Source organism: Nitrospira sp., assembly GCA_024760525.1.
GTDB lineage: Bacteria > Nitrospirota > Nitrospiria > Nitrospirales > Nitrospiraceae > Nitrospira_D.
The window spans coordinates 1,578,993-1,591,178 of sequence record CP060499.1; the positions used below are offsets into that span (position 1 = coordinate 1,578,993).

At 55.4% G+C, this 12,186-nt stretch carries 13 protein-coding genes; 6 read left to right on the plus strand and 7 right to left on the minus strand.

The window, feature by feature from the left end:
• Nucleotides 1–85 precede the first annotated feature (85 nt).
• The 4 genes from H8K04_07425 to H8K04_07440 all read left to right on the plus strand — a co-directional run bounded on the left by H8K04_07425 (nucleotide 86) and on the right by H8K04_07440 (nucleotide 3,644).
• Nucleotides 86–1,234 (plus strand): aminopeptidase P family protein, encoded by a 1,149-nt coding sequence (locus tag H8K04_07425; GenBank protein ID UVT17362.1) that lies wholly within the window; start codon nucleotides 86–88, stop codon nucleotides 1,232–1,234.
• A gap of 67 nt (nucleotides 1,235–1,301) precedes the next feature.
• The gene (locus H8K04_07430; protein ID UVT17363.1) at nucleotides 1,302–1,739 is read left to right on the plus strand and encodes an archease; all 438 of its coding nucleotides are present in this window, start codon (nucleotides 1,302–1,304) and stop codon (nucleotides 1,737–1,739) included.
• A gap of 94 nt (nucleotides 1,740–1,833) precedes the next feature.
• Entirely contained in the window at nucleotides 1,834–3,267 is a 1,434-nt protein-coding gene (locus H8K04_07435; protein ID UVT17899.1) for an RtcB family protein, read from the plus strand.
• Between the two features lie 26 nt (nucleotides 3,268–3,293).
• Nucleotides 3,294–3,644, plus strand: coding sequence for a PilZ domain-containing protein (locus H8K04_07440; protein ID UVT17364.1), 351 nt, complete (start codon nucleotides 3,294–3,296; stop codon nucleotides 3,642–3,644).
• 90 nt (nucleotides 3,645–3,734) lie between these two features.
• Here the strand turns inward: H8K04_07440 and sthA are convergent, their stop codons facing one another.
• The gene (sthA, locus tag H8K04_07445) at nucleotides 3,735–5,150 is read right to left on the minus strand and encodes a Si-specific NAD(P)(+) transhydrogenase (GenBank protein UVT17365.1); all 1,416 of its coding nucleotides are present in this window, start codon (nucleotides 5,148–5,150) and stop codon (nucleotides 3,735–3,737) included.
• Nucleotides 5,147–6,010 carry an HDOD domain-containing protein gene (locus H8K04_07450; GenBank protein ID UVT17366.1) on the minus strand — a complete coding sequence of 288 codons (864 nt, stop codon included), beginning with the start codon at nucleotides 6,008–6,010 and terminating at the stop codon, nucleotides 5,147–5,149. Before H8K04_07450 ends, sthA begins: the two co-directional genes overlap by 4 nt.
• A gap of 127 nt (nucleotides 6,011–6,137) precedes the next feature.
• Here H8K04_07450 and H8K04_07455 point away from each other — a divergent pair, with 127 nt between their 5' ends.
• Nucleotides 6,138–6,572, plus strand: coding sequence for a hypothetical protein (locus tag H8K04_07455; protein UVT17367.1), 435 nt, complete (start codon nucleotides 6,138–6,140; stop codon nucleotides 6,570–6,572).
• A 39-nt stretch (nucleotides 6,573–6,611) separates the two neighbouring features.
• Nucleotides 6,612–6,932: a cupin domain-containing protein gene (locus tag H8K04_07460; GenBank protein ID UVT17368.1), complete on the plus strand. Its 321-nt coding sequence runs from the start codon at nucleotides 6,612–6,614 to the stop codon at nucleotides 6,930–6,932.
• A gap of 159 nt (nucleotides 6,933–7,091) precedes the next feature.
• Here H8K04_07460 and H8K04_07465 read toward each other — a convergent pair whose 3' ends face one another.
• The 5 genes from H8K04_07465 to H8K04_07485 all read right to left on the minus strand — a co-directional run bounded on the left by H8K04_07465 (nucleotide 7,092) and on the right by H8K04_07485 (nucleotide 11,952).
• Nucleotides 7,092–7,553: a cytochrome c gene (locus tag H8K04_07465; GenBank protein UVT17369.1), complete on the minus strand. Its 462-nt coding sequence runs from the start codon at nucleotides 7,551–7,553 to the stop codon at nucleotides 7,092–7,094.
• A 181-nt stretch (nucleotides 7,554–7,734) separates the two neighbouring features.
• On the minus strand, nucleotides 7,735–9,600 hold the full coding sequence (locus H8K04_07470) for a transketolase (protein UVT17370.1): 1,866 nt from the start codon (nucleotides 9,598–9,600) through the stop codon (nucleotides 7,735–7,737).
• Nucleotides 9,601–9,776: 176 nt separating this feature from the next.
• Nucleotides 9,777–10,382, minus strand: coding sequence for a fibronectin type III domain-containing protein (locus H8K04_07475; GenBank protein ID UVT17371.1), 606 nt, complete (start codon nucleotides 10,380–10,382; stop codon nucleotides 9,777–9,779).
• A 280-nt stretch (nucleotides 10,383–10,662) separates the two neighbouring features.
• Nucleotides 10,663–11,511 (minus strand): sulfite exporter TauE/SafE family protein, encoded by an 849-nt coding sequence (locus H8K04_07480; protein UVT17372.1) that lies wholly within the window; start codon nucleotides 11,509–11,511, stop codon nucleotides 10,663–10,665.
• 6 nt (nucleotides 11,512–11,517) lie between these two features.
• Nucleotides 11,518–11,952, minus strand: coding sequence for an Rrf2 family transcriptional regulator (locus tag H8K04_07485; protein ID UVT17373.1), 435 nt, complete (start codon nucleotides 11,950–11,952; stop codon nucleotides 11,518–11,520).
• Nucleotides 11,953–12,186 lie beyond the last annotated feature (234 nt).

The window sequence follows — 12,186 nt, forward strand, 5'->3', positions numbered from 1 at the left end:
AGTCCCTCAACGTACCCCAGAGGGTGCGCCGCGGTCCCTCGTTTGCAGCGGCATTGCCGAGCGCTATCATTCCACTGATACATCCATGAAACGCACCACGATGTCTCACCTTGAAGCCGCCACATTGTTCATTGCCGCCAGCGAACAGGACTCGAATTTGTTCTATGCGACGCGATTCATCGCTCCGGATCCGTTTATCTATTTGGAGGTCAAGGGTGAGCGATTGATGGTCATGAGTGACCTGGAAATGGATCGCGCCAGGGCTCAAGCGTCGGTCGATCGAGTGCTGTCCTACTCCGAGATCGAACAGAAGGCGAAGAACCAGGGTATCAAAGACCCGACGACGGTCGATATCGTGCACATCGTGTTAAAAGAGTTCAAGGTGCGCCGTCTGCTGGTGCCGGCCAATTTCCCATTCATCCATGCCACACGGTTGCAAGAGTTGGGATACAGCCTGAAACCGAAGCGCGATCCCTTCTACGAGCAACGTGTGGTGAAAAGTGCGGAAGAGGTTCGCCATATCGAACAGTCTCAGCGAGCGACTGAAGATGCCGTGGCTTCAGCGCATGATATGCTGCGGCGGGCGACGATACGTGACGGAGCGCTCTGGCTTGATGTAGCCGTCTTGACCGCCGAACGGGTGAAACAGCTGATCAACGTGAGACTCATGGAACAGAACTGCGTGGCCCAACATACGATTGTGGCGGGAGGGGAGCAAGCCTGTGATCCGCACAATGAAGGGAGCGGCCCCTTGCCGGCTCATCGCAGCATTATTTTTGACGTGTTTCCTCGATCTGCGACGAGCCGCTATTTTGCGGATATGTCGCGTACGGTCATACGCGGGACGGTGAGTCAGGACTTGAAGCGGTTGTATGGAATCGTGAAGGATGCCCAGGAAGAGGCCATCGACAAGATCAAGGACGGCGCCGACGGAATGAAAATCCATCACGGCATCTGCGCGCGTTTCGAGAAAGCGGGATACAAGACCGGCGTGGTGAACGGCCGTAGGCAGGGGTACTTTCACGGGACCGGGCATGGGGTAGGGCTGGATATTCACGAAGCGCCTCGTATCAGCCGAACCGGGTCTCTCCTGCAAGAGGGCCATGTCGTTACCGTCGAACCAGGACTGTACTATCCGGGATTGGGAGCGGTCCGAATCGAGGACATGGTGCTGGTGACGCGGGACGGTTGTCGCAATCTCACCAACTTCCCCAAGATCTTCGAGCTTGAGTAGCCTACAATCAAGGGGTACGCTCTCCCCGCGGCGCTTCTGATCGGCTCAGCGCTTCGAGTGCACTCGGATGCCTCACTCTTTTCGGTTTCTAGACGACATCGCCACAGCTGATCTGGCATTCGACGCCTCCGGCGATTCACTTCAGGAACTCTTCCAAGGAGCGACCTGCGCGATCATGGAGGCGCTGGCTGATCCTGACACAATTGGCTCCTCTTGGCGACAAGCGATTGAGCGAACAGACGACGATCCCGCCGCGCTGTTGTTTGATTGGCTCTCGGACCTGGTGTATTGGAAGGATGCGGCCGGGGTCGTATTCAGCAAGGCGGAACTCATCCTCACTCGGCACGACGACGGCTGCTGGAACCTAAGGGGGCTGCTTTATGGTGACCCGGTCAATGGCTCCACGCAAACGTTGAGGGCCGATGTAAAAGGAGTCACCAAGCATCTCTATCGACTCGCCCAGGAACAAGGGCAATGGACCGTCAGGATCGTGTTGGATGTATAAGATGCGCGAAGCGTATCTCGTTCTTCGTCGTTCGCGAACAACAGTGGGGCGAAAATGATGAACCGGGTCATCGATCATGAAACTGAATACTGACATGAGGGTCGTGCGGATCTTGGACGAGGTCTGGGAGATCCCTCCGACAGAAAAGGATGGGATGCTGGTTCCCGCGCGGATCTATGCCACGCCGGCCATCCTTCAGGCCATGGATTCTGGGGTGTTCGAGCAAGTGACGAATGTTGCCTGCCTGCCCGGCATCAGACGGTACGCGCTGTGCATGCCGGATGGCCATTGGGGCTATGGCTTTCCCATCGGTGGAGTCGCGGCATTTGATGTCGGATCCGGCATCATCTCACCCGGCGGCGTCGGGTATGACGTCAATTGCGGAATGCGGCTCATCAGAACCGATCTCACCCGTGAGGACGTAGAGCCACACCTCGAAGGATTGATGACGGAATTGTTTCGGAGGGTACCGGCGGGCGTGGGCGCGAGTGGGTTCGTACGGTTGAACCGTTCCTCGTTCGAGGATGTCATAGCCAAGGGGGCCCGGTGGTGTGTCGAGCAGGGGTTTGGCTGGCATCGGGATCTCGATGCGATTGAAGAGAGGGGATGTATCGCCGGCGCGGACCCATCGAAAATCAGCGATCGGGCGGTCAGTCGAGGCATCAATCAGCTGGGGACCTTGGGGTCGGGCAACCACTACCTTGAGGTCCAGGTGGTTTCTAAGGATCGTGTGTTTGACGACGAGACCGCTGCGGCCTGGGGGATTACGGGACAGGATCAGATCGTCGTGATGGTTCATTGCGGCTCACGCGGGTTCGGTCACCAGGTGGCGAGTGACTATCTTAAAGGATTCGAAAAAGCGATGCGGCGATACGGAATTTCCGTCAAGGACCAGCAACTGGCCTGTGCTCCCTTTTCATCAATCGAAGGGCAGGATTATTTCTCGGCCATGAATTGTGCCGCCAACATGGCGTTTGCCAACCGTCAAGTCATCACCCATCAGATCCGCGAAGCCTTCTCTGCGGTCTTCGGTCGAGCGGCTGAGGAGATGGGAATGGAGCTGGTCTATGACGTGGCACACAATATCGCCAAAGTCGAGCGGCACCCGGAAGGCGATGTGGTCGTGCACCGGAAGGGATCGACGAGGGCCTTGGGACCCGGCAGTCCCGATCTTCCTCCACGGTATCGCGCGACAGGACAGCCGGTTATCTGCGGCGGTTCAATGGAAACCGGCTCATACCTGTTGGCGGGGACGGAAGGAGCGATGCGTGACACCTTTGCTTCGACGATGCATGGGTCGGGCCGTACGATGTCGCGCGCGCAAGCGAAGAAAGCCATTCGGGGGGAGCAAGTGCAAAGTCAAATGAAGCAGCGAGGCATCCTCGTGAAGGCCGTCTCCATGTCCGGCCTGGCCGAGGAGGCGGGCTTCGCCTATAAAAACATCTCCGAGGTGGTCCAAGCAGTCGATCGTGCGGGAATCACAAAACCAGTGGCGGAATTGCGTCCAATCGGCAATATAAAAGGCTAGCAACTCACGCGCCTATGGGTGTGCCCGTGGAACAACGAAAGGATGCCCGCTTTCCGGTTACATTTCGAAGTTCGTTCAGCTCAACGAACGTCGTGTCGGGTGAAGGCACTCTGAGCGATCTCTCTATTCGAGGTTGCCGTGTGTACACTCTTATCGAAGTGGAGCCGGGGACGGTTCTGCAGCTGCGGGTTCAGAGTTGTGAGGATGAACCTCCCATCCAGATTTCCAAAGCGGTGGTGCGATGGTTTCGAGCCGGCAGTTTCGGATGCGAGTTTGTGAAGTTGGATCCCGATGAATGGGCCAGGCTCCACCATGTAGTCCAAGACTTGGAAATGGAATTATTCAAGCGAAAACCTCACGAGAGCGACCTCGAGTAGTTCTTCGACCGACGCAGTGTCTCCTCTGATTCCGGCCGATCGGGAGCTGCGCATTCAATCAGGAGAGCGATGGATTGGGACGTTGGACGCCTACGCGGCTTTAGCCGATCGACGTTTTGCCACTTGGCCCAGGATATCAAGCGCGGCGATCCGGTAGGCCTCGGCATAGGTCGGAAAGTTGAAGACGTTATCGATGAAGGATTCGATGGTTGCGGTGCTTTGAAGAGCCAATTGGCCCACGTGCACCAGTTCCGTGGCGGAATCCCCGACGATTTGAATGCCCAGGAGCCGCTCGCCGTCGGGATCAGCCACCATCTTGAGGAGACCATGGCCGGCACCGGATATCTGTGCGCGAGCGATTTCTTCGAACTTGGCCCGTCCGACCAGCGGATCTCTGTACCGTTCCCGTGCACTTTTCTCGTCAAGGCCGATACTGGCCATTTCCGGAATCGTATAGATGCCCAGTGGAATGGTGGAGGCGGCATCGCCGACCGGGAGGTTGAGGGCGTGGCGGACAGCCCTGCGGCCCTCCTCCATGGCTTTTGACGCCAGGGTCGGCGCACCGACCATATCTCCGGCTGCGTAGATGTGAGGGACATCCGTCTGACAGAATTGGTTGACCGGAAGAGTACCCTTAGCCGTGGCCTGGAGCCCTGCGGCGCTCAGATTGAGATCCTCGACATTCGCTTGCCTTCCGAGCGCAACGAGCATCTTTTCGCTTTTCACGGTCATACCGCTGCCAAGTTTTGTGACGACGTGCGCTGCGCCATCCCAATGGACTTCCCGTACTTTCTGCCCTCCCAGGTAGTGCCCGCCCTGTCGCTCGAAAATTGTGATGAATTGCCGGACCAGCTCTTGGTCCATAAACTGAAGGGGCGCGGGGGCTTGATCGACCAACGTCACCTGCGTGCCCAACAGAGAGAAAATCGAGGCATACTCGCATCCGATGACGCCACCACCGATGATCGTCAGCGAGCGCGGCAAATAGATCATTGAAAGGAGTGAGTCGCTGTCGAGGATATGTTCGTGATCGACGGGAATCTCCGGCGGATTTCTCGGGCGCGACCCGGTGGCAATCACAATGGTGTCGGCGGTGAAGCGTTGACTGGCTCCGTCAACAGTCTGCATTTCGATCACACGGTCGTTGACGAAGCACGCGCGGCCGTGGAAAAGGAAGATGCCGTTGCGCCGCAGCTGTTGGCTCATGAACGTATCATGCGCCTTCACTACGTCTTCCAGCCGGCCCAGAAGGGTGGCGATTTGTGTGTCAGGTCTGAGGTTGAATTCGAAGGCCGCGCTGGCTCGCTTGAGCACATCAAGATGAAGGGCGCTTTCTCGTAACGTCTTGCTGGGAATCGTTCCGCGGTAGACACAGCTGCCCCCGATGCCGCGTTCCCGTTCAATGAGCGCCACGCGCTTGTTGGCTTTGGCGCCCTGAATGGCCGCTTTTTGGCCGGCGGGGCCGGCTCCAATGACGATGATGTCAAAAACAGTTGGTGTACTCATAGGTTCATCGCGTTGACGATGGCCAGCACCTTGTCCTTCCCCGCGACGAGCTGGTCAATGTCATTAGGATACAGGTTCAACTCCGTGAATACCGGATGCTCGCGCAATGTTTCATCAGGCATGTCTTCGGGTGCGAGCAGATTGCTGGCCAGTCGATCGGCAACGCAGGTGAGCATGCAGTCCTGTTTGAACGCCGTGGCGTGATCGTAATCACTATAGTGTTGAATGGCTTCCATGACCGGTTTGGGGAGGTTCCATTTTTCTGCGATGAGGTGGCCGACACGCGTATGGTACCCATCGATCAGCATGCGAAGCGCTGAGCCGTCCAAGGTGATTTTCTGGTCACGGGCGAGCGTCGTGACGGTGCGCAAGACGACGGGCTTTCCGATTCCATGTAAGAGGCCGCACAGGTATGCGCTTTCCACATTCACGCGTCGTATCCGCGCGACTTCCTTTGCGAACGCGCCGCTGCCTAACGAATGCCGCCACAATCGCTTCACGTCGTCCTCATATCCCGGCACCTGGAATGCCCCTGTTTTTAGCGAAGCGGTGAAGGCGATTTCGGACAGCAAGTTGATGCCGAGCATGGCGACGGCGTGTTGAAGAGAGACGACGGGGCTTCGCGGCATGTACGCGGGCGAATTGGCGATGCGGAGCACGTGCGCCGCGAGGGCCTGATCCTGATGGATGAGCGAAGACAGTTTGGCCGCGTCTGCCGAAGGGTCCGACGTCAAGGCCATGACCTGGCTGGCGACTTGAGGCAATAACGGAAGCTCAACCTCTCCTTTTTCGACCTTTTGATTCAGAAGCTGTTCGAGCTTCTCAAGAGGAGCAGGTGCTGACTGGAGGTCAGGAGGCATGAAGTGACTCCTTAGTTGCAGACATGGCGCTCACGACCTTCTTTTTCGGCTGGTTACCGGTGAAAGTTTAGCGATCGTGACTTTGCGATGGTTGCAGACTATACTTTGGTGTCTTGCGGAGGGGTTCATGAATTGTGGTCGAATTGCGGCGGGTGTCGTATTTGCAATAGTAGGGGTGATCCCTGTGTCGGGTATGGCGGCTGAATCCCCGGCGAATACCGAAAAGATCGCGAAGGAAGCCCAAGAAACGATCGAGGCCACCAAGCAATATACGGCTCAGCAAAAGGAGGCCTTCCAGCGGAAAGCTCATGAGGAATTGGCGATCATTCAGAGGGAAATCATCGGGTTGCGCGGCAGGATCACAGACGCCTCGGAGTCCACGCGAGCTGAGCTTCAGAAAGCGATCCATGAGTTGGAGAAAAAGAAAGATGGAGTTAAGGAGAGGTTAGACGAATTAAGGAGTGCCACCGATGCAAAATGGCATGAGGTACGGGAAGGGATGAACACCGCCCTGAACGATCTGAAACATTCATACCAAAAACTGCAATCGCACATGCCCTGATCACCGCTTCCAACTGGTCGCACCAAGGGAGTATCCATAATGGAGGTTGTCACACTTGCGGACTTCCAGCAATTCAATAGTCAGAAAATGAAGAAGAACAATGTGTTTCAAACGGACCGGTTCTTCTGCGACATCTACTGCTTTGAGCCGGGCCAAGAGCAAACGGGGCATGTGCATGGTCATCAAGACAAGGTGTACATTGTCTTAGAGGGTCAAGGAACATTTCAGGTCGGCACTGATCAGCAAGTACTCGATGCGGGGCAGGGCACTCTGGCACCGGCTGGGCAAGAGCATGGTGTGAAGAACCATACAACCGGGCGGCTTAAGGTCTTGGTGTTTATGGCCCCCAATCCGGCCTGAATATTCCACCAAGCGTCTGGGAATCCAATAAACAGAGGGAAGAGAACTTCATGTTCTCTTCCCCCTGTAATAGTGCTCTTACCAGATTTGCAGAGACTCCAAACTTTTCGAGATCTCCGGAGTCTCTAGACGGTTCGTTAAACCGAAACAGCGCTCCACCTAGGGTTTGTAACACGAACGGTCGGCCGGCTTACCCCCATGCGAAAACTGGTTTTCATATGCCATCACCTGCCAGATCTGCTCTTCCGATAGGAGGCCCTTATTGGCTTTCATCTTTGTCTTTGGAACTCCTTCGGCGACGCGCCAGAACCAGTACGCGTCTGAGAAGCGGCAGACGATTTTGGGATCACGAAGGTCCCGTGCACCCTTTTTCACCGGTGCGCCGTCCTTTCCGTGGCAACTGCTGCAGTTGACCTCGGTCTTGAATTCACCCCTATAAATCTTTCCTCCCTCCTCGATGGCTTTTGCGTCAGTCCACCCACCGGCCGGCATTTTCTTGTCGGCATAATCGGGTGGAACCGGAGCCAACGGGGGAAGATCCTCGGCGGAGGCTATGCCTCCCGAAAAAATCAGTGCGCACCCGATTACCAGAAGCGATAGCCTCACATTCCTTCTCGTCATTCGCACCTCCTACTCAATATGTAATGGATGATCTGCCCGTTTGGTGTGCTTGAATTGGTCGACGTTTCCACTGCACCATTGGTGCAGTGCACTATACCATATTTCCCCTGAGAAAAAATGAAAACATGACAATCAAGAAGGGAATTGATCGAGTTGGTTGTCGCCCTCCATGCAAGGCCAGCTATTTGATGATCTGTTTGGCTGCCTCGACAATAGACCGCACTCCAATGCCATAATGATCCACGAGTTCTTCGGGTTTCCCACTATGCGGGATTTCCCGGACGGCGAGTTTGTGGACCTTGATCCCCTCGGTTGCGACGGCACTGAGGACGGCATCGCCAAGGCCTCCGTGGGCGTAGTGATCCTCAACCGTGAGAATTCGGGACTGTGTAGCGCGGCCGCTATCCAATAAGGTGTGTCTATCGATGGGGGCGATACTGTAGAGATCGATGACGCGAACCGCAATGCCGTTCGACTTCAGCTGGTCATGCGCTTTCAACGCCTCGAACAACGTGACTCCTGCGGCCACGATGGTGAGTACATCCGAAACGCTCTGCCGGACGACTTTGCTGCCGCCGATATGGAAACGCTCTTCCGGGCCATAAATCACCGGGTTTTTCGGTCTTCCGGCACGCACGTAGACCATTCCTTTATGGTTGGCGGCGGCTTCGACCAAGTGATAGGTCGAGTTACCGTCTGAGGGGTACAGCACCGTGACGTTTGGTTGCGCCGCCATCATCGCGATGTCTTCCAGTCCCATTTGTGACGGACCATCCTCACCGATGCTCACACCGACATGTGTCCCGACGAGTTTGATGTTCGATCCGCTGATGGCGGCCATGCGGATAAAATCGTAGGCGCGGCTCAAAAAACAGGCAAATGTCGCAGCAAAAGGGATTTTCCCGCACGCTGCAAGACCGGCTGCAGCCCCGACCATAGTTTGTTCCGCGATAAAACTTTCGAAGAACCGGCTGGAGAATTTCTTCCCGAATTTGTCGGTATATGTCGAATTCTTCACGTCGGCATCCAGCGCAACCACCGAGGGGTTGACAGACCCCAAGGCCTCGAGTGCTGCGCCGAAGGCTTCGCGCGTCGCGACGGAGTCGCCGAGTTTGTACGGCGGTGCCGGCATCGCACCGACCGGGGCCGGTGTGGCGGCGGGGGCCGATGGTTTTGGGATCTGAATAGAGGCACCATTCGGGTGTAATTGCTTCGTCAGTTCGTCGAGAGCCCGCTGGGTCTCTTCCCCTTTCTTCAGCGGTTTGCCGTGCCAATCTGCTTTGTTCTCGATGAACGAAATGCCCTTGCCTTTGTACGTTCGGGCCAGGACCACGGTCGGCCGCCCTTTGGTGCGGGTCGCCTCGTCGAAAGCCTGGAGGATTGCTGCGATATCATGGCCGTCGACGACGATCGCATGCCAGCCAAATCCTGCCCATCGGGAACGGTAGGCCTCCATGTCGTGTTGCAGCATGGTAGGATCGCTTTGCCCGAGCCGGTTCACATCCACGATCGCGCACAAATTATCCAAACCGTATTGGCGTGCGATCTCGGCTGCCTCCCACACCGAACCTTCGACCGATTCTCCATCCCCCATCACCACGTAGGTTCGGTAATCGAGTTTGTCTATGAACTTCGCATTGAGGGCGATGCCGACGCCCACGGGAAGTCCCTGTCCCAGTGACCCGGTCGCCATATCCACAAACGGCAAACGCGGAGTGGGATGTCCTTCAAGATCGGACTTCAGAGTGCGCAGTTTAAGAAGATCGCTTGTCGGGAAAAGCCCGGCTTCTGCCCACGCCGCATAGAGCAGCGGAGCGGCATGTCCTTTCGACAAGACAAAACGGTCGCTGTTAGGCGCCTTAGGATTGTGCGGATCGTAACGCATGACGGAGAAAAACAATGCGGCAACGATGTCGGCGGCAGACGCGCAGCTTGACGGATGGCCGCTCCCTGCTTCGCTGGTAGCCCGCACACTGTCGATGCGAAGTTGGGTCGCTTTATTGTGTAAGGCGGTCAGCAGTTCGGACGAGGCAAGTGAACCGGCCATGGGAGATCCTTTCGGAATAGTCGTCAATAATGGCTTCCTGACTGTTTATTTTCGGAAGCCGCATGAAAGAACTTGAGGCTAACAAATCGTCGGGGGGGAGGTCAATGAAAGGATCAGCTCCCCTGAAGTGAACCAGGGGAGCTGCAAGAGAGTCATGACGCGGCGAACGTGCTCACTCAGCTTTGGGCAGGAGGTGTGACTACGAGTACTTCATTCGAACAGGGGCTTTCCAATTCGCCCTCCTCACCGCCGTACGCACTGATTGCAAAGAAATAGGGTGTATTGGGCTCAAGTCCGTTAATTGTGGCCGGCGGAGCTGTAACCCCTTGGCTTCCCTCATAGGAACATGAGCCAGGCTCTCCAGATGATTCTTTTCCGTAATAGACATGGTAACCGGCCACATTGGGATCAGTGGACGCGTCCCATGACAACCGCGCAGTGACCCCGGCTGGAGTGGGGGTCATTGAGATCGTCGGGTCTTCCTCTTCCTCAGAAAGTTCAGGGTTTAATTCTGCGAGTTCAGTTAGACGGTTATCATGGTCTGACTCCGCCACGTTGTTCTGAGGAATAGTAGAGTCAGACCCGTCGACTTCACCAGGAGGGGTGTCCGTTCCAGAAGGAGCTTCTGTCGGTGTGGAGAGTGAAGAGATGGGTGGTGCTCCTCCGCCATCGTCACCGCATCCGGCCAGTGGAAGGACGATGACACTTAGCATCATGAGATGGGCCAACGCGATGGCAAACTTCTTATAGACCAGATTGATCGAAATCACATGAGTCTTCATAATAAGAAACACTCCTTACAGGTGAATTGCGATGACTAAACCTTTTCCGTTCAAGTACGCAATGTAGAACGATCAGGGGGTTCAGCAAAACTTATACCCAAGAAATAGGAGAAGAGAATTACAATTATTCAACAGGTTAGGTATCTTGTCGACCTAGAGGCAGTTGCAGGTGTGAAGGATTCAACCTTCAAGTACCGCCAAGGGTAATAGCGAAAAGCTGAAAGAGGAGGGGTTTTTCGTCGGTTCCCACGGTCGTGCAGAGACCGAGGAAGGGTAGCCATCAAGACGGAATTCGATGGGGGTCGGCGCGATCTCTAAAAAACCTGAACAGCAAATAGCCGTTGATCAGAATCACGATCGACAGAATGCTGTAGGTGGTGACGGTTGAGGCAAGGTTTAATTCAGTCAAGACTCGAGAGAGGCCAAACCCAACGATCAATCCATCGAACGCCATGCAAATGCGCCGGAATGTCTCGGGATCCATCAAGCGAATGAGATACGTTCCTAAAGGGATCCCGATCATGACACTCGGAATAATGTAAGGAATAATTTCCATACTGCCGGCGCTGTAGAAGCCGATGAATCCATAGGCGATGGCCGTGAGCGAGGATTCCGCGACGCGTATGACTCCCAATGCGGCCCGGAAGTCTTGCTTGGCATAACCCTGATTATTGAAGAGAAGAGCGAGCGGAGGGCCGGAAATGGTCGTGACGGAATAGAGTGTGCCAATTCCCACCCCAAAGGGGACGGCAATGACACGTTCAGCTTGAATGGGTTTCCGGATGCCGGCAGCCTGAAGCAGAATCAACGGTAACAGAAAGAAATAGGTGACGAACTTGATCCATGCCGGCTGAACCAGAAAGAGAATGTAGCTGCCGATGCCGATTCCGATGACTAAGCCGATGAGAATGGGAGTCACCCGTCGCCAGATGTTCGGGACACTTTTTCGATTCATGAACAGCACATAGCTATTGAGGACGAGTTCAATGAGCACAAGGGCCGGGTTCAAAATGCGATTGGTGTAAAACAATAAAGCGACAGGAACGGTGATGGAAGAAAAGCCGTACCCCAGCGCGCCATTGACCGTGGCGGCGACAAACGTAATCAGGACAAGAACAACTGTATCCATCGAGGGTCAGTCCTTGTAACGGCCGGATGCAAAGTCGGCAAGTGTATAGTGATCCAAAATTCCGGCGATCGCGTCACGGACTGTACCCATCACCTGCTGTACCGGGCAGCGCGCCATATTGGCATAAGGGCAATCACCGCATTTTTGATACGCCGTCTTACTGACACAACCGATTGGAGCAAGAGGACCGTCGAGTATGCGGATCACTTGCCCCAGGGTGACATCCTTCGGCGGCTTGATAAGGGTGTATCCCCCCTTTACTCCTCGCCGACTGGAAACGAGCCCGGCTCGTTTGAGCATTAGGAGAATCTGCTCCAAAAATTCGATGGGGATATGCTGTCGAGCCGCAATGTCATGCCTCTGCAGCGTGGCATGGCCATGTGCCAGCGTCAGTTCAAGTAAGGCTCGAAGACCGTACTCGCTTTTTTTCGAGAGCTTCATCAAATATGACTATGTTAATCAACAAGTAAGAAAATAGGGTACATCTTGGTGGTCCGTCAAGACGAAAATTTCTCAGGCGCGACATCGCTGAAGCTCTCCTGTAGGGGTAGTGTGGCGTTCATCAAAAGAGTGTGTAGGCTTCTACGATGGGAAGAAGATTGGGGTGACACCTGGGTTGTGAAAAGCTGTATAACCCTTCAAAACTTGACCGCGCTCCAGTCGGGGTTTCTGCTT

What these genes read in the sequence shown, in the direction of transcription:
- H8K04_07425 (UVT17362.1), top strand. Translation starts at nt 86, where the DNA reads ATGAAACGCACCACGATGTCTCACCTTGAAGCCGCCACATTGTTCATT.
- H8K04_07430 (UVT17363.1), top strand. Translation starts at nt 1,302, where the DNA reads ATGCCTCACTCTTTTCGGTTTCTAGACGACATCGCCACAGCTGATCTG.
- H8K04_07435 (UVT17899.1), top strand. Translation starts at nt 1,834, where the DNA reads ATGAGGGTCGTGCGGATCTTGGACGAGGTCTGGGAGATCCCTCCGACA.
- sthA (UVT17365.1), bottom strand. Translation starts at nt 5,150, where the DNA reads ATGAGTACACCAACTGTTTTTGACATCATCGTCATTGGAGCCGGCCCC.
- H8K04_07450 (UVT17366.1), bottom strand. Translation starts at nt 6,010, where the DNA reads ATGCCTCCTGACCTCCAGTCAGCACCTGCTCCTCTTGAGAAGCTCGAA.
- H8K04_07455 (UVT17367.1), top strand. Translation starts at nt 6,138, where the DNA reads ATGAATTGTGGTCGAATTGCGGCGGGTGTCGTATTTGCAATAGTAGGG.
- H8K04_07460 (UVT17368.1), top strand. Translation starts at nt 6,612, where the DNA reads ATGGAGGTTGTCACACTTGCGGACTTCCAGCAATTCAATAGTCAGAAA.
- H8K04_07465 (UVT17369.1), bottom strand. Translation starts at nt 7,553, where the DNA reads ATGACGAGAAGGAATGTGAGGCTATCGCTTCTGGTAATCGGGTGCGCA.
- H8K04_07470 (UVT17370.1), bottom strand. Translation starts at nt 9,600, where the DNA reads ATGGCCGGTTCACTTGCCTCGTCCGAACTGCTGACCGCCTTACACAAT.
- H8K04_07475 (UVT17371.1), bottom strand. Translation starts at nt 10,382, where the DNA reads ATGAAGACTCATGTGATTTCGATCAATCTGGTCTATAAGAAGTTTGCC.
- H8K04_07480 (UVT17372.1), bottom strand. Translation starts at nt 11,511, where the DNA reads ATGGATACAGTTGTTCTTGTCCTGATTACGTTTGTCGCCGCCACGGTC.
- H8K04_07485 (UVT17373.1), bottom strand. Translation starts at nt 11,952, where the DNA reads ATGAAGCTCTCGAAAAAAAGCGAGTACGGTCTTCGAGCCTTACTTGAA.